The sequence below is a fragment of the Ruegeria sp. AK4 genome, assembly GCF_056541025.1.
In genome coordinates this window covers 12787-37091 of sequence record NZ_JBQFXS010000005.1, presented here as the reverse complement: position 1 = coordinate 37091, position 24305 = coordinate 12787, and the positions used below count along the sequence as shown (strand labels likewise).

Below are 24305 nucleotides of genomic sequence, written 5' to 3'. Positions count from 1 at the left end.
CCCGCCCGGCCCCGTTTCGGCAACAGATTTCAGAAGCGGCGCAGAATCTCCAGCGCGGCGGCGTGGATCTCCGGGTTGGCTGCGGCCAGGGCGCGTCCGCCGTTATGGGCGGGACCGCCCTGCCAATCGGTAACAACACCGCCTGCCGCCTGAATGACAGCGATGGGGGCCTGAATGTCATAGGCGTTCAGCCCGGCCTCGATCACCAGATCGATCTGGCCCGCGGCCAGCAGTGCATAGGCGTAACAATCCAAGCCATAACGCGTCAGTTTCACCTGTTCGGAAACAGCCCGGAAGCCTGCGCCTTCTTCGGGCGTGCCGACCTCGGGGAAAGTGGTGAACAGGATGGCCTGATCCAGCGTCCTTGTGGCGCGCGTTTTCAGTTGGCTCGTGCCTAGCGGGCCGGTGACCTGTGCCACATCCGGCGTGCCCACAAACCGCTCACCGATATAGGGCTGATCGATCACCCCCATGACCGGGCCATCCTGTTCGGAAAGCGCAATCAGTACGCCCCAACTGGCAGTCCCGCTGATAAAGGCGCGGGTTCCGTCAATCGGGTCCAGTACCCAGGTACGCCCGCTGCTGCCCTGACTATGGCCAAACTCTTCGCCAAAGATGCCGTCATCCGGGCGATGGCGGGCCAAGACCGCGCGCATGGCCTGTTCCGCGCTGCGATCAGCCACGGTGACGGGATCGAACCCGTCGGCCAGTTTGTTGGAGGTTTCAAGATTGCTCTGCCGGAAATACGGAAGAATGGCCGCGCGCGCTGCGTCGGCCATTTCCTCGGCTATTTCCAGATCACTTAATGGGCTCTGTTGCATACGCCACCCGTGCGGCCTGCGCCCTGCAGTGTCAAGGAGTTACTGTCACGCGACGTCGCTGAGAACCCGCGCCAGCTCAAACAGGCGGCGGCGCTGATTTTCCGGGATCGCGTAGTACGACCGAACCAGATCCAGCGCCTCTTTATCCCCCATCAGGTCGGCTGGCACCGACTTTTTGTCCGAATCGCTTTTTGACGATTCTTCCAGCCCCTCGAAGAAAAAGCTGACCGGAACGTCCAATGCCTCGGCAATGTCCCACAGGCGCGATGCGCTGATCCGGTTGGCACCTGTTTCGTATTTCTGGATTTGTTGAAACTTGATACCAACTTGCTGCGCCAACTGCTGCTGGGTCATGCCAATCAGCCAGCGGCGATGCCGGACGCGCTTGCCCACATGGACATCGACGTGATGGGTCATTGGTATTCTCCTTTACTACCTAAACATCTGTACGGGAATGCGCGACGTCCGTGATCGCAACCTTAGCGAGATGCCGTTAACCACTCACTAATCCGGACCGTACCGCCCCCCGAAACAGCACTAAGGACGTATAATGCCTCTTTTTGATTTTTTTTCAAGCTGGTTGAATCGCTTCCAATGAACTGAGGTTTAGGGTTGTGTCGCATTGAAACACCATCCCGTTTGCGTGCACGCGCGTGGGAGTTGGCGCTGACAGAGCCTCTGTCCGGAACGGGCCGCGGCTTATGTGTTGACAATGTTGCCCCGCCACGTCCCCATGCCCCAAAAAAGAACGGAGCGCCCAGATGCTGGCTTATCGCATAAACTCCCCGGAAGCGGGTCCAGAGCTATGTGACATTGGGGTCCCCATGCCTGATCGGGGGCAGGTGCGGATTGCAATTCGGGCCTGCGGGCTGAACTTCGCAGACCTGCTGATGCAGAAAGGCACGTATCAGGACGCCCCGCCCGCCCCCTTTACCCAAGGCATGGAGGTCGCGGGTATCGTCGACGCGGTTGGCCCCGATGTCACCCATCTGACCCAAGGCGACCGGGTTGCGGTCTATTGCGGACAGGGCGGGCTGGCGGAATATGGTGTCTTCGACGCCAGCCGGGTGATCCCCCTGCCCGATTCGACCAGTTTCGAAGACGCCGCCGCCATTCAGATTGCCTATGGCACCAGCCATATCGCGCTGGATCACCGGGCCCGGCTGCAACCGGGTGAAACGCTTCTGGTCACCGGCGCGGCGGGCGGCGTGGGATTGACGGCGGTTGAGATCGGCAAGCTGATGGGGGCCACCGTGATTGCGCAGGCGCGCGGTGAAGACAAGCTGGCGGTTGCCAAGACCGCCGGTGCGGATCACCTGATCGACAACTCGGATGACCTGCGCGCGCGGGTCAAAGCCTTGGGCGGCGCGGATGTCGTCTATGACGCCATCGGCGGCGACGTGTTCAAGGCCGCCTTTCGCGCCACCAACCCCGAAGGGCGTCTGCTGCCCATCGGGTTCGCGGGCGGGGACGTGCCGCAGATACCCGCCAATCACCTGCTGGTCAAAAACCTGACAGTGATCGGCTTTTACATCGGCGGCTATCTGAATTTCCGTCCCCAGATCGTGCAGGAGAGTTTCCAGACCCTGTTTCGCTGGCACGCCGAGGGCAGAATCACCCCCCATATCAGCCACGTGCTGCCCCTGCGCGAAGTCGAACAGGGCATGCAGCTGTTGAAAGAGCGGAAATCGACCGGAAAAATCGTGATTACGCCCTGACGACGATCACCCGACGGCCCGAAGCTGCCCGCCACCCAACAAACGGAAGTTCTGCCGCACCAGCGCGGCCAAAGCCTCGACCACCGCGTCGCGGCCGGGTTTTCCACCGTAAAGATTGATCACATGCCCCGGCAATTCGGGCAGAACGCCGCCCGAGTCGATCTGTTCCAGATGCGCGGCCTCGGTGCCGTCGAGCGCCGCATAGACGGCCAGATCGGCGCTGACCGTGGCTTCGATGGTCCGGTCGTTTTCTGTTTCGACCGACAACTCCCACGGAACCCCGGCCTCATCCAGCGCCGCGATCACCTGCGGGCGGAACATGCAACGCCGCCCCAAGGCAATCGGTATCGGCCGTTTGCGCCATGCCGACCCGCCCGGAGCGCCGATCCAGCGCAGGGGCAGTTTCGCTATCGTCTCTGCTTCATCATTCGCCGTGGCTTCGGTGGTCAGGATCAAGTCGCATTCGCCGCGCTTGTACATGTCCTTCAGTTGCAGCGAGTAGGACGAAATAAGATGCACCCGCACCCGCGGGAAATCCGCGTTGAAGCGCTGCAACACCCGCGGAACCGCCGGGTACACGATGTCATGCGGCACGCCCAGCACCACCTCGCCCTCGAAGGCCTGATCGGTAAGTTTCGAAATCACCTCATCATTCAGCGCAATCATGCGCCGCGCGTAGGCCAGCAACTGCTCGCCCGAGGCGGTCAGCGCGATGGTCCGGCCACTGCGATCCAGCAATTCCAGATCCAGCAGTTCCTCGAGCCGTTTGAGCTGCATCGAAACCGCCGACTGCGTCAGGTGCAAAAAACCCGCCGCCCGCGTGACGCCGCCCTGATCCGCCACAGCCACGAAAGAGCGCAAGGTGGTGATGTCCAGATTTCGCATCTTCACGATTCCTTATGCATGTCGTCAAAAATATTCGTTTTTAAAATATGTCATAGCGCCTCATATATATCAAGGAACTTGATGGCATTCAGAAAAACCATCTCAAACGCAGAAAGGACAATTGCTATGACACAAATTGCAATCCATCGCCCCGGCAAACCGGCGAAACGGTCCGGTCTGAACCTGATCAAGCACGCGTTTTCGGTTCTGCGGCAGCGCCGCCACCTGGCCCGGCTGGACGACCGCGCGCTGAAAGACATCGGCGTAACCCGCGCAGAGGTCGAGGCCGAGCTTCGGCGGCCGGTTTGGGATGCCCCTCAATTCTGGCAGAAATAGCGGAAAATCAGACCCGTAGCGCAGAAATGGCGGCCTGTGGACACAGGTCGCCATTTTTGTTGCGTATTTTAGTCGGTTTTGGCCCGGAAACTCTTGAAACACCGCCTGCAGTTGCCGATATTTGCAGGGAAAGCGCCCGGCGTCGCCGAGGCGTACTAAAAATATGTGAAGGGAGACCCTTTGATGGCACAATTCGACACGATCCGGACGGCATCCGGCGCGCGCGCCGCCGAGATTGATGAGGGCCTGCGCGCCCATATGAACAAAGTCTACGGTACAATGTCCGTGGGCATGCTGATCACATTTGCCGTGGCCTGGGCCGTTGGCTCCAGCCCGCAATTGCTGTCGGTATTCCGTGACCCGGTCACGCTAAGCCCGAACATTCTTGGCTGGATCATCATGTTTGCCCCGCTGGCCATGGTGTTTGGCTTCGGTGCCGCGATCAACCGCCTGAGCGCGGCTGGCGCGCAGCTGTTCTTCTACGTCTTCGCTGCGGTCATGGGCCTGTCGCTGAGCTGGATTTTCGTGGCCTTCACCGGCATCTCGATCGCTCAGGTCTTTCTGGTGACCTCGATCGCTTTTGCGGGTCTGTCGCTTTACGGTTACGTGACCAAGAAAGACCTGTCGGGCATGGGCACGTTCCTGATGATGGGCGTGATCGGTCTGATTGTGGCGATGATCATCAACCTGTTCCTGCAGTCGCCTGCGATCATGTTCGCCGTGTCCATTCTGGGCGTGCTGATCTTTGCCGGTTTGACCGCCTATGACACGCAGAAGATCAAGACCACCTATCTGCAGATGGCACATGCCGGCGATCAGGAATGGCTGGGCAAAGCCGCCATCATGGGCGCGCTGAACCTGTACCTGGACTTCATCAACATGTTCATGTTCCTGCTGCAACTGCTGGGCAACCGCGAGTAACGCGGGACATTCATAAAGCTGCCAAAGGGCGGGTCAGGCGTGACCCGCCCTTTTCTTTTGGGCATCGTGGACCAAGGAACTATCAAAAAGAAAAAGCCCCCGCCGATATCGGCGAGGGCGTTTTCAGAAAACTTCAGTTCGTGTCAGCTACAATTCAGCGGCACCGCAAAGCCCGAGCTGCGATCGGAACCGCCTTTGCGGAACACGTCGCCTGCAGCCAGACAGCCGGTGAATCGCTCGGTCTCTTCGCCAAAAATCGCGCCGATGGAATTGTCGACCCGGGTGCTGTTGTTCAGCGTGCGCAGCACCCCGTACAGCGAGCCGTTGACGCTGACCGTGCTCAGAAACAGGGTGGTGTCGCTGCCGGACAGCGGAACCGCGCTGGAATCCGTGCGTCCGCCATTGTCGATGGCCACGCTTGCCAGTTTCGCCGGATCAACCTCGTCCGACAGAACGTTGATGGTGGGCAGCAAGGCCAGTTCCGCGGGGATGTTCACCTCGGGCGGGACAAAGGCCACAGCGCCTTGCACATCGGAAATGGTGCGCGGTTCGCCATCAATTCCGGTAAATCCGACGCCTTCCCGGTTGAACGGGTCCTCACAGGCTGCAAGGCTCAGAACGACAACTGTGGATAACAAGATTTTTTTCATGGCGGTCAACATTTTGTGGCGGGTTGCTGAACCGTACTGGCAGCGAGTTGCAAAAAGCAAGCCACCCGCGGACCGATTGCGCCCGGCGCTGATGCGCCCATGCAACGGACAGATGCACGCCTGAGCCGGTGGACAGCCGTAGCGCGACCGGCAATGGCGCAACGAAAAAGGGCTCTGCCAAGGCAGAACCCTTTTTCAATATTCGATGGATAAGGCAGATTACTTGATCTTGCCTTCTTTGTACTCGACATGCTTCCGAGCAACCGGATCGTATTTACGAACGGTCATTTTCTCGGTCATGGTGCGTGCGTTTTTCTTGGTCACGTAGAAGTGGCCCGTGCCCGCGGTCGAGTTCAGACGGATCTTGATTGTCGTCGGCTTCGCCATGGTTATCTCCTGCGTCCGAAAAGGCAGGGGCCTTTCGGTTGAATTCCTATGAGCGTGCGCTTTTACGCGCTGCACCGCCCATGTCAAGGGCAATCGTGCCCGCGAAACCGGCGGGCGCGAAACTGGCCTCAGCCAGACAGGGTTGGAGCCCCCATATAGGTATGGATTTTGTCCCGCTCGGCATCTGACAGGCCCAAAGCGGTGGCCAGTTGCTTCAGATAAGCGGCCTCACGCGCGTTATCCAGACGAATCGCTGCCAACGAGGTTGCGTAGATCTGGGTTTTCAGAGGGGACCCGGCATCCGCCGCCAAACCCATCACATCAATCGGCGCATCCAGCTGTTCCTGAACGAAGGCGCGTTTTTCATCGCTGATATCGTCGCCCAGCTCACCGAGGATGGTTTCCTTTTCATGCTGGTCCAGTTCCCCATCGGCCTTGGCCGCCTGAATCATGGCGCGCAGCATCAGTTTGGCCTGTTCCTCCATCACGGCACCGCCGGGGGTTCCGCCGAATACCGTCTCCATCATGTCCAGTGTCTGCCGGCTGCCGGTCTTGGCCGCGCCCTGCATGGCATTCATCAGCCCGCCCAGCCCGGCGGCCCCGGCCGGGTTGGCCATGCCGAACTTTCCCATCATCTCTTGCAGGCCAGCGGCACCGCCGGGCATGCCGAACTGCTCGGCCATCTTGCCAAGCTGATCCATGCCAAAGCCGCCACCGCCCCCCTGCATCATGTCCTGCAGGCCGGCCATACCGCCCATCTGCTTGTATTTTTCCAGCCCCTTTGCGGCGGCAAATCCTACGGCGACCGAGGCCAGTGCTTTCATGAAACTCATTTTGTCCTCCCAATGAATTCTGTGTCAGTTGCCTGAAAAGGTAACACCTGAATGAATTCTGAGAAACCACGCGCTGATCCGGGCTGGGAACCACACCACCAGAGGGATTTGCTGCCCAGGCCCCAGATCACCCTTGGCTTGCAAATTGGTGGGTTCAATTGAACAGATCACGGTTTCGTGATATGTCTGCGCGTTATTCCATTGGGCCAGACGGGCTCGATCTTCGAGGCACCGGAAACAGGCATCACCCTCTGTCGGCAGAGTTTTTGCGCATGGCGTTTTAAAGGGGGGCGTTTTGGTCAACGAAAAAACCGGCAAGATCGTAATGTTGTTTGCCCATACCGTGGGGATTGGGAATTGCTGATCTGTGGCATGGTTCAGGTCGCGGACGATTGAGATACGGCGCGTTTCGGCACCCGTAAAGGCCAAGGGACCGGCCGAATTACAGGTCCTCTGTCAAATTGCGTAACAGGAGGTATCTATGCCCATTTTCATCACTTATGCGTCCTATTCTCAGGAAGGTGTCCGGGGCATGCTGAAAAAGCCCAAGGACCGGACCGGACCCGTCAGGGCGTTGCTAAAGAAGGTCGGCGGCAAGCTTTTGGCGTTTTACATGACCACCGGAGACAACGACGTTGTTGTCATTAGCGAGGCACCGGACGGGACCGATGCAGTGGCGATTGGCATGGCCGTTGCGGCCTCGGGGGCTGTATCGAATGTGCAGACGGTGCGTGCGTGGAAGGCGAAGGACTTTGTTGCCATCACCAAGAAGGCCGCGAAACTGACCGGCGCATATACACCGCCGGGCCAGTGAACTGCTGATACGCGCGGAGAGCCTGTAAGCCGGATCCTGTTCCGGGGGCTTGCCCCTTCGATGACCATTCCTCTGGGCCGTGCATTGCTGCGCGGCTCAAGCTGCCAACCCGGTCCCTCTGGGCCAAGACAGGCTTAGCGGCGGTATCGGCTTGCACCGACCGGCCCGCGCGGGGACCCTATTTGGCATTGCTCCCGGTGGGGCTTGCCGTGCCGCCGCTGTTGCCAGCGGCGCGGTGGGCTCTTACCCCACCGTTTCACCCTTACCACACACGTGTGGCGGTCTGATTTCTGTGGCGCTTTCCGTCGGGTTGCCCCGCCCGGGCGTTACCCGGCACCGTTGTCTTGTGGAGTCCGGACTTTCCTCTCGGGCCAAGGCCCAAGCGGCCATCCGGCCCTCCGCGCAGGCGTTGGGTAGGCTTTGGGCCCGGCGGCGTCAAGGGTGGATAGCACGCAGAAGGGGCCAGCCCCTTCTTGGCCTGCGGCCAATTCAACCCCGGGATATTTTCGGACAGATGAAGAGCGGATCAGGTTTTGGCAGTGAGCGGGGCGAAATCAGAGGGGTCCAGCGGGCCTTTGCCCCAAGGGCGATACCTAAGCCGGACCGTCGCGAGCAGAGTGTCATCGTCGGTGTCGGCAGTGAAACCTGCGTCGCGGGCCAGTGCGCGGAATTGGTCCATCGACGGGGCCTGCGAGGTTTCGCTGTCTCCGCGCGGGGCGGCGAGGCCCTGATGTTCCAGCCGCTGCCAGTCGAACCGGGGGCCGGGGTCGAATTTGCGGCCCGGAGCCATATCGGAATGGCCGATCACGCCTGAGGGCGCGATGGACCAGCGTGTCATGATGGAGAACAGCAGGTGTTCCAACCGTGCCATCTGCGGCTGTGAAAACGGGTGATCGCCGCGGTTATCCAACTCGATCCCGATGGAGCGGGAATTGATGTCGGTCTGGCCGTGCCATTCCCCGGCCCCGGCGTGCCAGGCCCGGTCTTTTTCGCGCACCATCTGCCACAGGGTGCCGTCTGCGCCGATCAGGTAGTGGGCCGAAACCTCGGCCCTCGGATCACACAAACGGTCCAGCGCGGCCTGCGCGCTGTTCATCGCGGTGTAGTGGATTACCACAAGTGAGGGCCTCAGCCCATCCCGACGCGGACCGAAATTGGGTGACGGGTGCCAGATCGGCGAATGCGGGTCAGTTGCTGATGGCACTGCGGAACGGGCTCGGATCCCAGCCGCAGGCATAACCATCGCCATCCGGATCAAGACCTTTGCGGTCGCGCTGCGGGCCGCCACTCGACAGGAACTCGATCTGGGCTTGGTCCGGCGAGGGGAAGCGGGCGCAGTTCCGTTGGGCCTTGGCCTGCAGATTGAAACCGGCGCGGCTGTAAAGCTGGGTGCCCACCGGGTTTGACGTGTTCAGCGCGTATTGCACGATGTTGGGTTGCCCGTCGGACCCGCGTTCCGGCACGGCGGTGGGCGCAACAACCTCGTAGGTCTGGCGGTTCTGCTCGATCCGGGCGGCATCGGATTCGATGCTGCGGCGTTCGGATACGGCTGCAAAGTCCTGTTCGTCGGAAATTGCGGTGTTGGTGGGGGCAGCCACCGGCACCGTCGCCTGCCCGGATGTGCTGGCCAGAGCGGCGGCGGTCTGGTTTGCCAGATCCGCATTCTCACCCGTTGCGGGCGGCAGGGTCGAGACTGAGCCCGGTGCGCCCAGAGGTTCCTGCGACACGGCCACGGGCGACAGCAGAGGATTGCCTCCGACCCCCTGCCCGGCCAATTGTGCCTCGCGCTGAGCCCGGTATTCCGGCGTGTTGAACCCGGGATTGCTGACCGGCGCGACCGTATTGCAGGCAGCGACAAGGGCGACGGCTGGGACCAGATGCTTAAACCGCATTCATCGGCTCCGTTTCAGTTCTGTGCGTTGCCCGAGGCTTACCACCATTTCCCGGGCTTGGCCACAAACCCGGCCGCGCTTTCCAGCGCATAGGCGGTGTTGAGCAGATCGCCTTCGTCCCAGGGCCGTCCGATCAGTTGCAGGCCCAGCGGCAGGCCCTGCTTGTCCAGCCCTGCGGGTACCGAAATACCGGGCAGACCCGCCAGGTTGACAGTCACTGTGAAGACGTCGTTCAGGTACATCTGCACCGGATCGGCCTCGGTCATTTCACCCAGTCCGAAGGACGCCGAGGGCGTGGCCGGGGTCAGGATGGCGTCGACGCCTGCGGCGAAGACATCTTCGAAGTCTTTCTTGATCAGGGTGCGGACCTTACGGGCGCGGTTATAGTAGGCGTCGTAGAAGCCCGCCGAAAGCACATAGGTGCCGATCATCACGCGGCGCTGGACTTCGTGTCCGAAGCCTTCGGCACGGGTTTTCTCGTACATCTCGGTGATGCCGTCGCCCTGCGCCAGCTGCGCGCGGCGGCCATAGCGGACACCGTCATAGCGGGCGAGGTTCGAGGACGCCTCGGCCGGTGCGATCACGTAGTACGCAGGCAGCGCGTATTTGGTGTGCGGCAACGAGATGTCGACGATCTCGGCGCCCGCCGCTTTCAGCATTTCGGCCCCGTCGGCCCACAGCTTTTCGATCTCGGCGGGCATGCCGTCCATGCGGTATTCCTTGGGGATACCGATCTTCTTTCCCCTGATGTCACCGGTCAGCATCGCTTCGAAATTCGGGACGGCCAGTTCGGCACTGGTAGAATCCTTGGGGTCGTGACCGCACATGGTTTCCAGCATGATCGCCGCGTCGCGGACGTTCTTGGTCATCGGGCCGGCCTGATCCAGCGACGAGGCGAAGGCGACGATGCCCCAGCGTGAGCAGCGGCCATAGGTGGGCTTGATGCCGGTGATGCCGACAAAGGCGGCAGGCTGACGGATCGAGCCGCCGGTATCGGTGCCGGTTGCGGCCAGACACAGATCGGCAGATACAGCCGAAGCCGAACCGCCGGACGAGCCGCCCGGTGTCAGTTGCGCATCGTCATTGCCGCGCCGCCACGGGCTGACGGCATTGCCGTAAGTCGAGGTTTCGTTGCTGCTCCCCATGGCGAATTCGTCCATGTTCAGCTTGCCCAGCATCACCGCACCGGCATCGGCCAGTTGCTGCGACACGGTGGACTCGTATTCGGGCTTGAAGCCTTCCAGAATTTTTGATGCTGCCTGCGAGGGCACGCCCTTGGTGCAGAACAGATCCTTGATGCCGATCGGCAGGCCGCACATCGACGGCGCGTCGCCCGCCTTGATCCGTTCGTCCGCAGCCTTGGCGCGTTCCAGCGCGATCTCGGGTGTTTTGTGGACAAAGGCGTTCAGCGCGTCGGCCTCATCAATCGCTTTCAGGCAGGATTCGGTCAGCTCGACCGAGGTCACATCACCCTTGCGCAGCGCGTCGCGGGCCTCGGCCAAGCCCAGTTTGTTAAGATCGCTCATGTCTTACTCCACCACTTTGGGAACAGCGAAGAACCCTTCGCGCGCGTCGGGGGCGTTGGCCAGAACCTTGTCCTGCTGGTTGCCGTCGGTGACCACATCCTGACGCCGTTTCAGGCGCATCGGCTCGACCGAGACCATCGGTTCGACACCATCCACATCCACCTCATTGAGTTGCTCAATGAACCCAAGGATATTGTTGAACTCGGACGCCAGCGCGGGCAGCGCGTCATCCTCGACCTTGATCCGGGCCAGTTTGGCCACCTTGGCGGCGGTGCTTTGGTCAATCGACATCGGAAAACCTCATATACGCTTACGGGGGCGTTTACCCGTCTGCCGCACCGGTCGCAAGACCGCTATGCTATGGGCCCCGCCGCTGCGTTGAATTCGGATTGGTTCCGCAGCCCTTTTGCCGGGTTCAGCCCCCGGGGTTTCTGGCAATTCGGTGCTGCACTTGCCGCCGCCACCCGCTACGATGCTCTTGAATTTCAACCGGACCGCACCGCAGGTCCGGCAAGCCAACGGAGTTAAGCAATGAGCGCGCAAAAGCAAGCAGTTCTGGACGCGATTGATGCGGCCAACCAAAAAGACCCCTCGGTCGAAGACGGCCAGCCTGCCAACCTGCTCTACGGTCAGCGCATGAGTGCCGAGTTGGACCGCCTGTTCCCCGAGGCGTCGGACACGCTGCAGATCGCCGCGCGCGGACAGCATGTGGAACGCTGGAAACTGGCGCGCAGCGAATACCCCGAAGGACGCGCCGGTTATCTGGCATGGCGGCGGGCGCAGGGCGTGCATCATGCCGAGGTGGTGATGGGGATGATGGGCAATGCCGGGTATTCCGACGACGATGTTCAGGCGACAGGCCGGATGCTGCGCAAGGAGGGGATCAAACGGGACCCCGATGTGCAGGCTTTGGAAGACGTGATCTGCTTTGTGTATCTGAAATGGTACTTTGCACCCTTTGCCGAGAAACACTCGGCCGAAAAGATCCAGAGCATCGTTGAAAAAACCGCCCGAAAGATGTCGGCGGACGGGCGGGCGCGGGTGCTGGCGGAGTTCGATTTGCCGCAGGACCTCGCCGCCGCGTTTGAAAACTGACGCGGGATGAGCGACGAAATCCAACTGCTGGTGGACCTGCATCAGGGTGGCGACCGGCAAGGACCGGGCGGAGATCAACAGACGCGCATCGCAATCGGCCTGTCCGGCCTCGGTGCGGGCCGCGACCTGCAGATCGCCGATATTGGCTGCGGGACCGGCGCCGCCGCTTTGGTTCTGGCGCAGGACCTTGACGCTACGATCACCGCAGTGGACTTGCTGAAGCCGTTTCTGGACAAGCTGACCACCCGCGCCGAAGATGCCGGTCTGTCAGATCGCATCCACACGGTCGCGGCATCGATGGATGCGCTGCCTTTTTCCGATGGCTCTCTGGACGCCATCTGGTCGGAAGGGGCGATCTACAATATCGGGTTTGAGACCGGCATCCAAAGCTGGCGGCGGTTTCTGAAACCCGGCGGCATTCTGGCGGTGTCAGAGCTGACATGGCTGACCGCCAAGCGCCCAAAGGATCTGACCCGACATTGGGAACAGCAATATGCCGGGGTGGCGACCGCTTCGACCAAAATCGCGCAACTGGAGGCCTGCGGATTCGCTCCGTTAGGCTTTTTTGCCCTGCCGAAACCCTGTTGGCTGCAGAACTACTACGACCCAATGCAAAACAGGTTCGAGGGGTTTCTGCAAAGGAACAACTATTCGGATCAGGCCAAGGCCATCGTCGCAGCGGAAGAGGCCGAGATTGCCTTGTACAAGTCCTACGCGAACTATTTCAGTTATGGCTTCTATGTTGCGCGTAAGCTGCCGGATTAGCGCCAAAGCGGGATTTCACCATCGCGACCCGGTAAACTTCGATCATCCAGCCCAGCATCACTGCATTCAGGATATGCCACAAGAAATGCGTCCCCAGCGGAATCTGTTCGCAGGTCGGAAGGTCCAGCGCGCGAAACGTGATAGAAGCGATCAGAATCCCCGCCCCGATCGTCATCCCCCGCGCAAATTCCGGCTGTGAGTTGCGCAGAAACGCCGCATAGATCAGGATCAGCAAAGGTACAGGCGCATAGGCTGCCGAGCCGCCTAGCCCCGGAACCAGACGGAACAAAGGCAACGTCGCGGCGGCGTAGGGAAAGAACAGCGCTGTCACAAGCAACGCCCGCCCGGTGGACATCCGCAGAATGTCCCGGTTCACGGCGAAGATGTAGATCAGAATGTACAGCAGAATGGGCGTGGTATCGGCCAGCGCCGCCCAAACCTGCGCGTGGGTGTGGAACAGGTAGCTGCCGATCCCGATACAGGCCAGAACAATCACCAGCGCCATTGCCAAAGGCATGCCCTGCCCCCGCACGCGCCGCCACATGATAAAGGCCGAGATCAAAAACGCCGCATTTGTCACCGCGTTTACCGGCTCGGCCCAATAGGCGGGCGACAAACGTTCGCAATAGCCGTCGATTTGCTGCATCCAGTCCATGGAAATTTACATAGCGGATGCTAGGCTGGTGCCAACAGTCTGTTCGGGAGGAATTTTTGATGAACATCATTTGGTTGGGCCATGGCAGCTTTCGCATCGAATCCGAAGGTCAGGTGCTGCTGATCGATCCGTGGCTGACGGGCAACCCGGTTCTGTCAGACACGCAGCATGACGCCGCATTGCAGGGCGCGACCCATATCCTGCTGACCCACACGCATTTCGACCACGTGGCCGATGTGCTGTCGCTGGCCAAAACCCTGAACGTTCCGATTGTAGGCCAGTACGACCTGATGGGGTTCTGGAGCGAAACCGAAAACGTCGAGACTGTCGGTTTCAACAAGGGCGGCACGGTCGATCTGAACGGCATCAAGGTGACGATGGTGCCTGCATCGCACAGTTCGACCTTCTCGACCCCCGACGGTTTGCGCACCGGCGGCAGCGAGGTCGGGTTCATGATCGCCGCCGAAGGGCACATGCTGTACGTCTCGGGCGACACCGACATCATGGCGGATATGGAGTGGATGGGGGACTATTACAAACCCGATATCGGCATCCTGTCTGCGGGCGGCCATTTCACGATGGACATGAAAGCGACGGCCTATGCGGCGCAGCGGTATTTCAACTTCAGGACCGTCATTCCGTGCCACTACAAGACCTTCTCCATTCTGGAACAATCGGCGCAAGAATTAATTGACGGGTTGCCGGGCGTCGATGTGATCGAGCCGGAAATCATGCAGCCGATCACATTGTAGCGCGGGGATGTCCGGCAAAATCACCCCGTCCCCGGAACTGGTTGCTGTTGTTCGGCGGTGGAATCAGGCGGTTCGTGACAGGGACCGTGCTGTTTTGGTGAACATGCTCTCAACATCCGAGCACCTGCGGTATCAAGGGTCTGACGACAACGAATCCTGGTCCGGGCAAGTGATCCGTCAAGGCTTTGCCGATCACACCAAAGAGATACCCGAGTTCGACTGGCAAGAGCATGCCACGGAAGCCTTTGAATGCGGTGACGTGGGCTGGGCCCATTGCGAGGCCACGCTGACATTTCTGTCCAACGGCAACTCGTCGCGGCACCGGTTTACCTTTGTTCTGCATCTCGAAAACGGCATCTGGAAACTGGTTCAACTACATGTTTCGAACCCGACCTCAAACTTTGAAAAGATGGGGGTAGACCACGATGCCCTGAACGCTCTGATCGAGGCCGCGCGTGACGGGTTCACGCAGGATCAAAGCGAAGGCACCGCCTCGGTCATGTTCACCGATATTGCGGATTCGTCAGCGATGACGCGGCAACTGGGGGATCAGAAATGGACCGAGGTCATCTCGGACCATTTCGACAGGGCCGAGAGAGTGATCGACCGGCATCACGGGCGACTGGTCAAATCGCTCGGCGATGGCACCATGTCGATTTTCCGGTCGGTTCAGGATGCGGTTCATGCAGCCGTGGATTTTCAACGGGAAAACCGGGCCTCGGGGCCGGACGCGCCTTTGGGGCTTCGCATCGGAATTCACACCGGCGATGTTATTCAACGGGACGAGGATTTCTTTGGCTCGGTCGTCAACAAAGCTGCAAGGGTGACAGGTGCAAGCGGGCCGAACGAAATCCACGTAACAGATGTCACTCGGTTGCTGCTGGGAACCGTACCCGACCTGAATTTCAGCCCGCCGAAATCAGTGCAGTTGAAGGGCTTCGGAGGCCAGCAGACGATTTACCGTCTGGACTGGACTTAGCCGCAGATCACTTCGCCGCTCGCTTTTCGGCGAAAAACTCAAGCAGCAATGCCTGACAGTCTTCGGCGGCAATTCCGTCATAAACCTCGGGCTTGTGATGGGTCTGCGGGTGCGTGAACACCCGCGCCCCATGGGCCACGCCGCCCGATTTCGGGTCGGCAGCGCCATAATACACCCGCCGGATGCGTGCGGCGGCAAGGGCGGCGGCGCACATCGCGCAAGGTTCAAGCGTGACGTACAGGTCATGATCCGGCAGCCGCTCCGACCCGGCCTCGGCGCAGGCGGCGCGCAACGCGAGTATCTCGGCATGCGCCGTGGGGTCGTTCAACTCGCGCGTCCGGTTGCCCGCCGCAGCGACCACCCGGTCGCCCAGCACGATCACGGCCCCTACCGGGACTTCACCACGATCCGCTGCCGCGCGCGCCTGTTCCAGCGCCTTGTCCATATGCGATCTGAACACCATGCCCCTGACTGCATCAGAAACCTGTCTTTCGCAAGGCGACGGGATGCGCTATGGGCTGCGGATGAGCAAAACCCCTCCTCCCGGCGACCGGATCGCCAAAGTGCTGGCGCGCGCCGGTGTCGCCTCACGCCGAGAAGCTGAACGTATGATCGAAGCGGGCCGCGTGGCGGTGAACGGCAAGATCATCGACAGCCCGGCCCTGAATGTCACCGCCAAGGACAAGATCGCCGTTGATGGCAAACCGGTGTCCGAGCCGGAACCGTCGCGCCTGTGGCTGTATCACAAGCCGTCGGGGCTGGTAACGACAACGCGCGACGAAAAAGGCCGTGCGACGATCTTCGACAATCTGCCCGAGGATATGCCCCGCGTCATGAGCGTCGGGCGGCTGGACCTGAATTCCGAAGGTCTGCTGCTGTTGACCAATGATGGCGGCATCAAGCGCAAGCTGGAATTGCCCTCGACCGGCTGGCTGCGCAAATACCGCGTGCGGGTCAACGGACGCCCCAAGGACGAAGATTTTGCCCCCCTGCGCAAAGGGCTGGTGATCGAAGGAGAGCGGTTTCTGCCGATGGAGGTCTCGCTGGACCGCCAACAGGGGGCCAATGCCTGGCTGACAATCGGCCTGCGCGAAGGCAAGAACCGTGAAATTCGCCGCGCCATGGAGGATATCGGTTTCAACGTGAACCGCCTGCTGCGCGTGTCCTACGGCCCGTTCCAGCTTGGCAACCTGAAACCCGGCGAGGTGGAAGAGATTCGCCGCCGCGTCATGCGCGATCAGCTTGGGCTGGATGCCGAGGTCAAACCCGACAACCCGTCCAAACGTCCCGCCCGACCGCAACGAAAACGGGCATCATCCGGCAAGAAACCTCGCAAGTGACGCGGCTTACGCAACCTTCCCCCTAGCGCCAAGCCCTCGCATCCCCTAAATTTTCCGTGAGTGCTGCTATTGGGGGGCGTCATGTCCGGGACCGGAGTGCAAAAACTGGCCTACGTGGCCCTGCTGGTGCTGTTGCTGGGCGTCTGTACTGGCATCTTGGGGGGCTTGTAAGGCATGGCCAAGCGGTATGGCGGAAAATACAGCCCCCAAGGGGATGCTGCGCCGGACGATCCGCCACAATGCGGGCAGTTTGATGGCGCGCGGGTGGAACCTGCTGGCGCGCGGGCCAATATCCTGTTCCTGCCTGCGATCCCTCTGGTGTTCCTGTCGCTGAATGACGGTGCGATAGGAATGACCATCGGACTGATCGCGGCGGGCCTGCTGACGGCTGCGGCGTTTTTGCTGCGCGAAGGGTTGCGGGCCGAGGCAGAGTATAACGCGCGCCGCACCGCGCGACGCCCCGCTTTTCCAAGAAAGATCTTCGCAAGCGTGCTGACCGGTCTGGGTGCGGCGCTGGCCTCGTACCGGACCGAATACCTGAATGCCGAAACCGTGGCGCAGGTCAGCCTGCTGGCCCCGGTCCTGTTTGGTGCGGCGGCAACGGTTCTGCATTCGGTGTCCTTTGGCCTCGACCCGATGAAGGATAAGGGCATGGAGGGCATCGACACCTTTCAGCAAGACCGCGTTGCGCGCGTGGTCGAAGATGCGGAAAAGCACCTGTCCGAGATGACAGATGCCATCAAACGCGCAGGCGACCGCCGGGTCGAGGCGCGCGTGGAACGGTTTCAGGACACCGCCCGCGATCTGTTCCGCACGGTCGAAGAAGACCCCCGCGATCTGGCCGGGGCACGAAAATACCTGACCGTCTATCTGCAGGGTGCACGGGACGCGACGGTCAAGTTCGCCGATGTCTATGCCCGCACGCGGGATACGCAGGCGCTGGCGGATTACACGGCGCTGCTGGACGATCTGGAACAGAATTTCGCCGCGCGCACACGCAAGATGCTTTTGGATGACCGCAGCGATCTGACGGTTGAAATTGACGTGTTGCGCGAAAGGCTGCAACGCGAAGGCGTCCGGTTGGACTGACCGGCCAAAATTTGAGCGAGGATTATCCCCATGTCCGATGAGATCAAGAACAAAGCCGTTGAGGCCGAAACACTTGTGCAGGAAGTCACGGCTGTTGCCCTGCCCGAACCGCAGGCCGAGGTTATCTCGCTGGAAGAGGCCGACGAGCCCGTCAGCGCCGAAATCCGCAAGCGGATGGACGAGATCGACATGGGCAACACCAACTCGATCGTTGCGTTCGGGTCATCGGCACAGGCCGAGTTGCAGGAAATCAGCCAGGCCATGCTGGCGGATGTGCGCAACAAGGATGTGGGCCCGGCCGGGGACAGCCTGCGCAACATCGTGACCACGATCCGGGGCTTTTCAGTCAGCGAACTGGACGTGCGGCGCAAGCAAAGCTGGTGGGAAAGGTTGATGGGCAAAGCCGCACCCTTTGCCAAGTTCACCGCCCAGTACGAACAGGTGCAGGGCCAGATCGACCGGATTACCGACGACCTTCTGGGCCATGAACATACCCTGCTGAAAGATATCAAATCGCTGGATTTGCTCTACGAAAAGACGCTTGGCTTCTACGATGAACTGGCGCTGTATATCGCGGCGGGCGAAGAAAAGCTGACCGAACTGGACAGCCACGACATTCCGGAAAAAGAAGCCGAGGTTCAGGCCGCACCGGAAGAAGAACAGGTGATGAAGGCGCAGGAATTGCGCGACATGCGGGCTGCGCGCGACGATCTGGAACGCCGTGTGCACGACTTGAAGCTGACGCGTCAGGTGACGATGCAATCGCTGCCCTCGATCCGGTTGGTGCAGGAAAACGACAAGTCGCTGGTGACAAAGATCAACTCGACGCTGGTGAACACCGTGCCGCTGTGGGAGACGCAACTGGCGCAGGCGGTCACCATCCAGCGCAGCGCCGAAGCCGCCGCTGCCGTGCGTGAGGCCAACGATCTGACCAACGAGCTTTTGACCTCGAACGCGGCCAATCTGCGCGAGTCGAACAAGATGATCCGCGAAGAGATGGAGCGCGGCGTGTTCGACATCGAAGCCGTCAAACAGGCCAATGCCGATCTGATCGGCACCATCAACGAAAGCCTCGCCATCGCCGATGAAGGCAAGGCCAAACGCGCGGCCGCCGAGGTCGAACTGCAGAAGATGGAAACCGAACTGCGCGACACGCTGGCCGCGGCCAAGGCCCGCAAGGATGGTATCGGTGACAATTCCGGTACGGCTGTGCCGGGCTAAGGCGGGCAAAGCGTGCGGCCGTTTGGGTACCTTAGACTGACTTTTGGGTGTCTCGCGTTTTTGGCGCTGGCCAATTGCGACGAAACCCTCACGGCGTCGCTGGTACCGGAACCGCGCCCCGTGGCCCCGCCCCCAGCGGCCGCCAATGCCTATGTTCCGCCCTCTGCCGCCAGTCAGGATCTGGCGCGCTTCTATCAGCGCGTCGAACGCGATCTGCTGACCCGCGGCCTGCTGCGCACCGATGGTGGTGGGCCGGACACGCCTTACGATGCCGACGATCTGGCGCGCAATTTCGAGGTCATCGCCTTTTACAGCGAATACCCCGACCACGCCGTTTCGGTCGGGTCGCGCCAGACCGACGGGCAGCTCAGCCGCTGGTCGGGACCGGTGCGCATCCAGACCGAATTCGGGCCCTCGGTCCTGCCTGCCACACGGGATCAGGACGCGGCGCAGGTGCAATCTTATGCCGACCGTCTGGCCCGGCTGACCGGCCATCCCGTTTCAGTCGTCAGCCGCAAGGCCAATTTCCACGTCTTTTTTGCGGGCAAGGACGACAGTGCTTATGTGGTGTCGCGGCTGAAACAGTTGATCCCGAATATCAGCCAGGCCTCGCTGGAACTGGTGGCCAACCCGCGCGCCAATTTCGACTGTTTTGTATTTGCCTCGGCCACCAGTGCCTCGCCCTATCGCTACGTGCGCGCGGTGACGCTGATCCGCTCGGAACTGCCCGATCTGGTGCGCCGCAGCTGTATTCACGAGGAAATCGCCCAAGGTCTGGGCCTGCCAAATGACAGCCCGGCGGCAAGGCCTTCGATCTTCAACGACGATGACGAGTTTGCCCTGCTGACAAGTCATGACGAGAAACTTCTGACAATGCTCTATGATCAGCGGCTTGAGCCCGGCGTGACCGTCGATCAGGCCCGGCCCGTTGTGCGGATCATTGCCCGTGAATTGATGGGGCAGCAGCTCTGACCCCAAGACAAGGAGAGTCCTTATGGGAATTTTCGATTTTCTGACCGGAGAATTCATTGATGTCATTCATTGGGTCGACGACACCCGCGACACGATGGTCTGGCGGTTCGAGCGTGAAGGGCATGAGATCAAGTATGGCGCCAAGCTGACCGTGCGCGAAGGGCAAGCCGCCGTGTTTGTGCACGAAGGGCAGTTGGCGGATGTGTTCACGCCGGGTCTTTATATGCTCGAGACCAACAACATGCCGATCCTGACGACCCTGCAGCATTGGGATCACGGTTTTCAGTCACCCTTCAAGTCAGAGATCTACTTCGTCAACACGACCCGGTTCAACGACCTGAAATGGGGCACCAAGAACCCCATCATGCTGCGTGACCCGGAATTCGGCCCGACCCGCATCCGTGCCTATGGGACCTACACCGTGCGGGTGAAAGACCCGGCCAAGTTCCTGATCGAGATCGTCGGCACCGATGGCGAATTCACCATGGATGAGATCAGCTTTCAGATCCGCAACATCATCGTGCAGGAGTTCAGCCGCGTGATTGCGGGCTCTGGCATCCCGGTGCTGGACATGGCAGCTAATACCGCCGATCTGGGCAAACTGATTGCTGCCGAGGTGTCCCCGGTCGTTGACAGCTATGGGCTGGAGATGCCTGAGTTTTACATCGAAAACATCTCACTCCCCCCCGCCGTCGAGGCGGCGCTGGACAAGCGGACCTCGATGGGGTTGGCGGGCGATCTGGGCAAGTTCACCCAGTATTCCGCAGCCGAGGCGATGACCGCAGCTGCCAACAACCCCGGTCAGGGCGGCGGCATGGGCGCGGGTCTTGGCATGGGAATGGGCATGGCGATGGCACAACAGATGTCGAACATGGCAGCAGGTCAGCCGAGCGGCCCCTGGGGATCGCCCGCCCCCGCTGCCCCGCAACCCGCAGCGCATGCGGCACCGCCGCCCCCTCCGCCGGTTGAGCATGTCTGGCATATCGCGGTGGATGGTCAGACCAGCGGCCCGTTTTCCAAGGCCCGCATGGGACGGATGGCCACCGAGGGGCAGTTGACGCGCGACACCTTTGTCTGGACCGCCGGGCAGGACGGTTGGAAAAAGGCAGGCGACGTGCAGGAACTGGCGCAGTTGTTCACGATCCTGCCGCCGCCTCCGCCGGGGGCGTGATGCAGAAGCCTGTGAAGAATGGGTAATCGTAAGTTGGGCATATGACCGAAGAACACCGCTTCCCCTGCGAGCAATGTGGCGCTGACTACCGGTTCAACCCTGTGAACGGCACGCTGACCTGCGACCATTGCGGGCATTCCGAACCGATTGACGCGGGCCCCTGGGGCGGTGCCAGCCTGCGCGAGTTGGATTTCGACGCCGCCATTGCCGACCGCCTGCCTGATAGCGAGATCGAGGAAACCCGCGTTCTGAGTTGCCCGAACTGTGCCGCTCAGGTCGAGTTCGATCCCAACACCCATGCCGCCGAATGCCCGTTCTGCGCCACGCCCGTTGTGACGGATACCGGCGTGAACCGGCATATCAAACCCAAAGGCGTGCTGCCTTTTGCTCTGGACGAACGCGAGGCCCACAACGCCATGAGCGACTGGCTGGGCGGGCTGTGGTTTGCCCCCAACAGATTGAAGGATTACGCCCGAAAGGGGCGCAGGATGCAGGGGATCTATGTCCCCTACTGGACCTTCGACGCCGACACGAAATCGCGCTATCACGGCGAGCGCGGCGTCGTTTACCATGAAACCCGCACGATCATGCGCGATGGCAAACAGGTGCAGCAGATGGTGCCCAAAGTCCGCTGGACGCCCAAGTCGGGCCGGGTCGCACGGATGTTTGACGATGTGCTGGTACTGGCCTCGCGCGCATTGCCCAAATCCTATACCGATGCTTTGGAGCCCTGGGACCTGCCCGCGCTCGAGCCGTATCAGCCGGAATACCTGGCCGGGTTCCGGGCCGAGGCCTATACGGTCGAACTGAAGGACGGCTACACCGAGGCACGGCATCACATGGCCCGCGTGATCGAGCGCGATGTGCGGTTCGACATCGGTGGGGACCGGCAGCGTATCCATATGCTCGAAACCGATATCCGGAATGTCACGTTCAAACATATCCTGCTGCCGGTCTGGATGGCCGCGTACAAATATCGCGGAAAAACGTTCCGGTTCGTGGTAAACGGCCGCACCGGCCGCGTGCAGGGAGAGCGGCCGTGGTCGGCGATCAAGATCACCATCGCGGTGGTTCTGGGCCTTCTGGTTGCCGCCGGTGCCGGGTATCTGATGGCGACCGGACAGCAATAGGGCCAATCGGCCCCTTGCACATCCCCGGGCCAGCCGCCATCCTCCGCCGCGAAGGATTGGGGGCGAAACCGTCGTGACGATTTCCGTTTTGAATGGGCTGCTTGAAGACCGGCATTCCTGCCGCGCGTTCAGGTCCGACCCCGTGCCACGGGCGCAGATCGAACAAATCCTGACCAGCGCCGCGCGCGTTCCAAGCTGGTGCAATGCGCAGCCCTGGCATGTAGTGGTCACCAGCGGCGAGGAAACCGACAGGTTCCGTCAGGCGATGCGGGATGAGGCGCAAACGGGCGCTCCGGCACCGGACCTGCCTTTTCCGACCTCTTATTCCGGCGTCTATCAGGACCGCCGCCGCGCCTGCGGGTGGGCATTGTACGAAGCCGTGGGTGTTGAACGGGGCGACCGCGAAGGCTCGGCCCGGCAGATGATGCAGAACTTTTCGCTGTTCGGTGCGCTGCATTGCGCAATTGTCTCAAGCCCGGCGGAACTGGGCGCTTACGGCGCGATGGATTGCGGCGGGTTTATCACCGCCTTCACGCTGGCGGCGCAGGCCCTTGGCGTTGCGACCATTCCGCAGGCGGCTATTGCCAGCTACAGCCCGTTCTTGCGGCGCTATTTCCGTATCCCCGAAGACCGGCTGGTGTTGTGCGCCATCTCCTTCGGCTATTCGGATAAGGAACACCCCGCCAACAGTTTTCGCACGGATCGGGCCACCCTTGCCGAGATCGTGGACTGGCGCGAATAAGCCGCCGCCGAACCAACACGCACTTTCGGAGGATCACGTTGCGCGCACTCTTACAACGCATTTCACGGGCCAAAGTCTCGGTCGATGGGGCGGTGATCGGGCAATCGGGTCCGGGCCTGATGATCCTCGTCTGCGCCATGCGCGGCGACGGGGAAGAACAGGCTGCGAAACTTGCCGCCAAGATTGCCAAACTGCGCATCTTCAAGGATGAGGCGGGCAAGATGAACCGGTCGATTCTGGATATCGGCGGCTCGGCCCTTGTGGTCAGCCAGTTCACTCTGGCGGCGGACACATCCCGCGGCAACCGGCCCGGGTTTTCCGAGGCTGCACCGCCCGATCAGGGCCAGCATCTGTATGAAGTTTTTGCCCAACATCTGGGCGCGCATGGTATTGCGGTCGAAACGGGGCAATTCGGGGCCGATATGGCCGTCGAATTGGTCAATGACGGGCCGGTAACGATCTGGATGGAAATGTGATGAAACTTGCGGACCAAGCACTCAAATTCTGGCGGGCCGGGGTGGCTGCCGTTGACGGATACACGGCGACCAAGGCGGCCTTGCCGGGCGTGCCCGAACCGGACCGGATTCTGGCGGTTGGCAAACCTGCCGCCGCAATGGCGCGCGCCGCGCTGGACCATTTTGGCGATGTCCCTGCGCTGGTTGTGACCAAGGACGATCACGGGCGCGATCTGCCCGAGGGTATCGAGGTCATCGAAGCCTCGCACCCCGTCCCGGACGACCGCAGCCTTGCCGGTGGGCGCGCCCTGCGCCGCGCCGTCGAGGACATGGCCCCCGGCACGCATCTGCTGCTGCTGGTCTCGGGCGGCGCGTCGTCTCTGGCCGAGGACCTGATCGACGGCAAATCTCTGGCTGATCTGGAGGCTTTGAACCAACAGCTGCTATCGCAGGGTCTGGATATCGAAGCCATGAACGCCGAACGCCGCAAGCTGTCGCGGATCAAGGGCGGCGGGCTGCTGTCGCATTTCAAAGGTGCGCGGGCGACCGTTCTGGCCATTTCAGACGTGCCCGGCGATGACCTTGGCGTGATCGGATCGGGGATTGGCGCTTTGCCCGGAACGTACGGTTTTCAGGCCTCCACGCAAATCATCGCGTCGAACGCCCATGCCCGTGCGGCTGCCGCTGAAGCGGCGCAAGAGGACGGGTTGGCCGTGCTGGCCGATGAAGAGGCGATGCATGACGACTATCTTGCGGTCTCCGCGCGCCTTGGCCCTAAGGTGCGTGAAATGCAGGCAGGTGTGATGGTGTTTGGCGGTGAACCCACCGTAGTTCTGCCGGAAAATCCCGGCAATGGCGGGCGCAATCAGGCGCTGGCCCTTGCGCTGGCCCGCGAAATCTCTGGGACCGAGGGGCTTACGGTCATCGTCGGCGGCACTGATGGCACCGATGGCCCGACCAACGCAGCCGGCGGGATCATCAACGGATCGACCTGGGGCGACGGTGCGGAAAGGGCGTTGGAGGCGGCAGACAGCGGCAGTTTTCTGGACACGGCCAACGCGCTTTTGGTCACCGGTCCGACCGGTACAAACGTCATGGATCTGGTTGTGGCGATACGTCAATAAACTGTCTGTTTTCCAAGCATCGGATCGCGTCG

General features: G+C 61.3%; 30 protein-coding genes and 1 other RNA gene. 17 read left to right on the top strand and 14 right to left on the bottom strand.

Translation table 11 applies throughout. The annotated features are described in order from the left end of the window. Window positions 1-29: 29 nt before the first annotated feature. Together hisN and ACR0EZ_RS10710 are read right to left on the bottom strand one after the other, a co-directional pair. Complete coding sequence (gene hisN, locus ACR0EZ_RS10715; RefSeq protein ID WP_480612849.1) at window positions 30-821, bottom strand: histidinol-phosphatase; 792 nt, start codon at window positions 819-821, stop codon at window positions 30-32. A 45-nt stretch (window positions 822-866) separates the two neighbouring features. Then, the gene (locus tag ACR0EZ_RS10710) at window positions 867-1238 is read right to left on the bottom strand and encodes a helix-turn-helix domain-containing protein (protein ID WP_480612847.1); all 372 of its coding nucleotides are present in this window, start codon (window positions 1236-1238) and stop codon (window positions 867-869) included. Window positions 1239-1582: 344 nt separating this feature from the next. Here ACR0EZ_RS10710 and ACR0EZ_RS10705 point away from each other — a divergent pair, with 344 nt between their 5' ends. Then, window positions 1583-2539, top strand: coding sequence for an NADPH:quinone oxidoreductase family protein (locus tag ACR0EZ_RS10705; protein WP_480612845.1), 957 nt, complete (start codon window positions 1583-1585; stop codon window positions 2537-2539). 6 nt (window positions 2540-2545) lie between these two features. Here ACR0EZ_RS10705 and ACR0EZ_RS10700 read toward each other — a convergent pair whose 3' ends face one another. Further along, complete coding sequence (locus ACR0EZ_RS10700; protein WP_480612843.1) at window positions 2546-3424, bottom strand: LysR family transcriptional regulator; 879 nt, start codon at window positions 3422-3424, stop codon at window positions 2546-2548. Window positions 3425-3550: 126 nt separating this feature from the next. Between ACR0EZ_RS10700 and ACR0EZ_RS10695 the strand changes: the two genes are divergently transcribed. Beyond that, window positions 3551-3760, top strand: coding sequence for a DUF1127 domain-containing protein (locus ACR0EZ_RS10695; protein ID WP_480612841.1), 210 nt, complete (start codon window positions 3551-3553; stop codon window positions 3758-3760). Between the two features lie 183 nt (window positions 3761-3943). After that, complete coding sequence (locus ACR0EZ_RS10690; protein WP_480612839.1) at window positions 3944-4681, top strand: Bax inhibitor-1/YccA family protein; 738 nt, start codon at window positions 3944-3946, stop codon at window positions 4679-4681. 143 nt (window positions 4682-4824) lie between these two features. Here the strand turns inward: ACR0EZ_RS10690 and ACR0EZ_RS10685 are convergent, their stop codons facing one another. From ACR0EZ_RS10685 to ACR0EZ_RS10670, 4 genes are all read right to left on the bottom strand, one after another. After that, window positions 4825-5331, bottom strand: a complete 507-nt coding sequence (locus ACR0EZ_RS10685) for a hypothetical protein (RefSeq protein ID WP_480612838.1) — start codon at window positions 5329-5331, stop codon at window positions 4825-4827. A gap of 219 nt (window positions 5332-5550) precedes the next feature. Further along, window positions 5551-5718 (bottom strand): 50S ribosomal protein L33, encoded by a 168-nt coding sequence (rpmG, locus tag ACR0EZ_RS10680; RefSeq protein ID WP_005630270.1) that lies wholly within the window; start codon window positions 5716-5718, stop codon window positions 5551-5553. 128 nt (window positions 5719-5846) lie between these two features. Beyond that, window positions 5847-6551, bottom strand: coding sequence for a DUF533 domain-containing protein (locus ACR0EZ_RS10675; RefSeq protein ID WP_480612836.1), 705 nt, complete (start codon window positions 6549-6551; stop codon window positions 5847-5849). A gap of 24 nt (window positions 6552-6575) precedes the next feature. Then, a complete protein-coding gene (locus tag ACR0EZ_RS10670; RefSeq protein WP_480612834.1) occupies window positions 6576-6980 on the bottom strand; it encodes a hypothetical protein in 405 nt (134 codons plus the stop codon). A gap of 52 nt (window positions 6981-7032) precedes the next feature. On the opposite strand from ACR0EZ_RS10670, the gene ACR0EZ_RS10665 reads away from it, so the two are divergent. Further along, window positions 7033-7365, top strand: coding sequence for a GYD domain-containing protein (locus ACR0EZ_RS10665; protein WP_480612832.1), 333 nt, complete (start codon window positions 7033-7035; stop codon window positions 7363-7365). Between the two features lie 9 nt (window positions 7366-7374). Here ACR0EZ_RS10665 and rnpB read toward each other — a convergent pair. From rnpB to gatC, 5 genes are all read right to left on the bottom strand, one after another. Continuing rightward, an RNA gene (rnpB, locus tag ACR0EZ_RS10660) (RNase P RNA component class A) lies at window positions 7375-7767 on the bottom strand. Between the two features lie 124 nt (window positions 7768-7891). After that, complete coding sequence (locus tag ACR0EZ_RS10655; RefSeq protein ID WP_480612830.1) at window positions 7892-8569, bottom strand: N-acetylmuramoyl-L-alanine amidase; 678 nt, start codon at window positions 8567-8569, stop codon at window positions 7892-7894. Next, window positions 8553-9257, bottom strand: coding sequence for a hypothetical protein (locus tag ACR0EZ_RS10650; RefSeq protein WP_480612828.1), 705 nt, complete (start codon window positions 9255-9257; stop codon window positions 8553-8555). Before ACR0EZ_RS10650 ends, ACR0EZ_RS10655 begins: the two co-directional genes overlap by 17 nt. A 38-nt stretch (window positions 9258-9295) precedes the next feature. After that, complete coding sequence (gene gatA, locus ACR0EZ_RS10645; protein ID WP_480612826.1) at window positions 9296-10783, bottom strand: Asp-tRNA(Asn)/Glu-tRNA(Gln) amidotransferase subunit GatA; 1488 nt, start codon at window positions 10781-10783, stop codon at window positions 9296-9298. A 3-nt stretch (window positions 10784-10786) separates the two neighbouring features. Next, the gene (gene gatC / locus ACR0EZ_RS10640; protein WP_480612824.1) at window positions 10787-11074 is read right to left on the bottom strand and encodes an Asp-tRNA(Asn)/Glu-tRNA(Gln) amidotransferase subunit GatC; all 288 of its coding nucleotides are present in this window, start codon (window positions 11072-11074) and stop codon (window positions 10787-10789) included. Between the two features lie 240 nt (window positions 11075-11314). On the opposite strand from gatC, the gene ACR0EZ_RS10635 reads away from it, so the two are divergent. Continuing rightward, on the top strand, window positions 11315-11878 hold the full coding sequence (locus ACR0EZ_RS10635; RefSeq protein WP_480612822.1) for a DUF4202 domain-containing protein: 564 nt from the start codon (window positions 11315-11317) through the stop codon (window positions 11876-11878). A gap of 6 nt (window positions 11879-11884) precedes the next feature. Further along, the gene (locus ACR0EZ_RS10630; RefSeq protein WP_480612820.1) at window positions 11885-12643 is read left to right on the top strand and encodes a class I SAM-dependent methyltransferase; all 759 of its coding nucleotides are present in this window, start codon (window positions 11885-11887) and stop codon (window positions 12641-12643) included. Here ACR0EZ_RS10630 and ACR0EZ_RS10625 read toward each other — a convergent pair. Beyond that, complete coding sequence (locus tag ACR0EZ_RS10625) at window positions 12603-13298, bottom strand: ceramidase domain-containing protein (RefSeq protein ID WP_480612818.1); 696 nt, start codon at window positions 13296-13298, stop codon at window positions 12603-12605. The genes ACR0EZ_RS10630 and ACR0EZ_RS10625 overlap by 41 nt on opposite strands. A 59-nt stretch (window positions 13299-13357) precedes the next feature. On the opposite strand from ACR0EZ_RS10625, the gene ACR0EZ_RS10620 reads away from it, so the two are divergent. After that, window positions 13358-14050: a metal-dependent hydrolase gene (locus ACR0EZ_RS10620; RefSeq protein WP_480612816.1), complete on the top strand. Its 693-nt coding sequence runs from the start codon at window positions 13358-13360 to the stop codon at window positions 14048-14050. 7 nt (window positions 14051-14057) lie between these two features. Further along, window positions 14058-15029 carry an adenylate/guanylate cyclase domain-containing protein gene (locus ACR0EZ_RS10615; protein ID WP_480612814.1) on the top strand — a complete coding sequence of 324 codons (972 nt, stop codon included), beginning with the start codon at window positions 14058-14060 and terminating at the stop codon, window positions 15027-15029. 7 nt (window positions 15030-15036) lie between these two features. Here ACR0EZ_RS10615 and ACR0EZ_RS10610 read toward each other — a convergent pair whose 3' ends face one another. After that, a complete protein-coding gene (locus ACR0EZ_RS10610; protein ID WP_480612812.1) occupies window positions 15037-15492 on the bottom strand; it encodes a nucleoside deaminase in 456 nt (151 codons plus the stop codon). On the opposite strand from ACR0EZ_RS10610, the gene ACR0EZ_RS10605 reads away from it, so the two are divergent. From ACR0EZ_RS10605 to ACR0EZ_RS10565, 9 genes are all read left to right on the top strand, one after another. After that, on the top strand, window positions 15491-16369 hold the full coding sequence (locus ACR0EZ_RS10605; protein WP_480612810.1) for a pseudouridine synthase: 879 nt from the start codon (window positions 15491-15493) through the stop codon (window positions 16367-16369). The genes ACR0EZ_RS10610 and ACR0EZ_RS10605 overlap by 2 nt on opposite strands. 174 nt (window positions 16370-16543) lie before the next feature. After that, complete coding sequence (locus ACR0EZ_RS10600; protein WP_480612808.1) at window positions 16544-17458, top strand: 5-bromo-4-chloroindolyl phosphate hydrolysis family protein; 915 nt, start codon at window positions 16544-16546, stop codon at window positions 17456-17458. A gap of 30 nt (window positions 17459-17488) precedes the next feature. After that, on the top strand, window positions 17489-18679 hold the full coding sequence (locus ACR0EZ_RS10595) for a toxic anion resistance protein (protein WP_480612806.1): 1191 nt from the start codon (window positions 17489-17491) through the stop codon (window positions 18677-18679). A gap of 120 nt (window positions 18680-18799) precedes the next feature. Then, window positions 18800-19651: a DUF2927 domain-containing protein gene (locus ACR0EZ_RS10590; protein WP_480612804.1), complete on the top strand. Its 852-nt coding sequence runs from the start codon at window positions 18800-18802 to the stop codon at window positions 19649-19651. Window positions 19652-19673: 22 nt separating this feature from the next. After that, window positions 19674-20822, top strand: coding sequence for an SPFH domain-containing protein (locus tag ACR0EZ_RS10585; RefSeq protein ID WP_480612802.1), 1149 nt, complete (start codon window positions 19674-19676; stop codon window positions 20820-20822). A 41-nt stretch (window positions 20823-20863) separates the two neighbouring features. Then, window positions 20864-21952: a TFIIB-type zinc finger domain-containing protein gene (locus ACR0EZ_RS10580; RefSeq protein ID WP_480612800.1), complete on the top strand. Its 1089-nt coding sequence runs from the start codon at window positions 20864-20866 to the stop codon at window positions 21950-21952. 73 nt (window positions 21953-22025) lie between these two features. Beyond that, the gene (locus ACR0EZ_RS10575) at window positions 22026-22694 is read left to right on the top strand and encodes a nitroreductase (RefSeq protein WP_480612798.1); all 669 of its coding nucleotides are present in this window, start codon (window positions 22026-22028) and stop codon (window positions 22692-22694) included. Between the two features lie 38 nt (window positions 22695-22732). Continuing rightward, a complete protein-coding gene (dtd, locus tag ACR0EZ_RS10570) occupies window positions 22733-23170 on the top strand; it encodes a D-aminoacyl-tRNA deacylase (RefSeq protein ID WP_480612796.1) in 438 nt (145 codons plus the stop codon). After that, the gene (locus ACR0EZ_RS10565) at window positions 23170-24273 is read left to right on the top strand and encodes a glycerate kinase type-2 family protein (protein WP_480612794.1); all 1104 of its coding nucleotides are present in this window, start codon (window positions 23170-23172) and stop codon (window positions 24271-24273) included. Before dtd ends, ACR0EZ_RS10565 begins: the two co-directional genes overlap by 1 nt. Window positions 24274-24305: the final 32 nt, after the last annotated feature.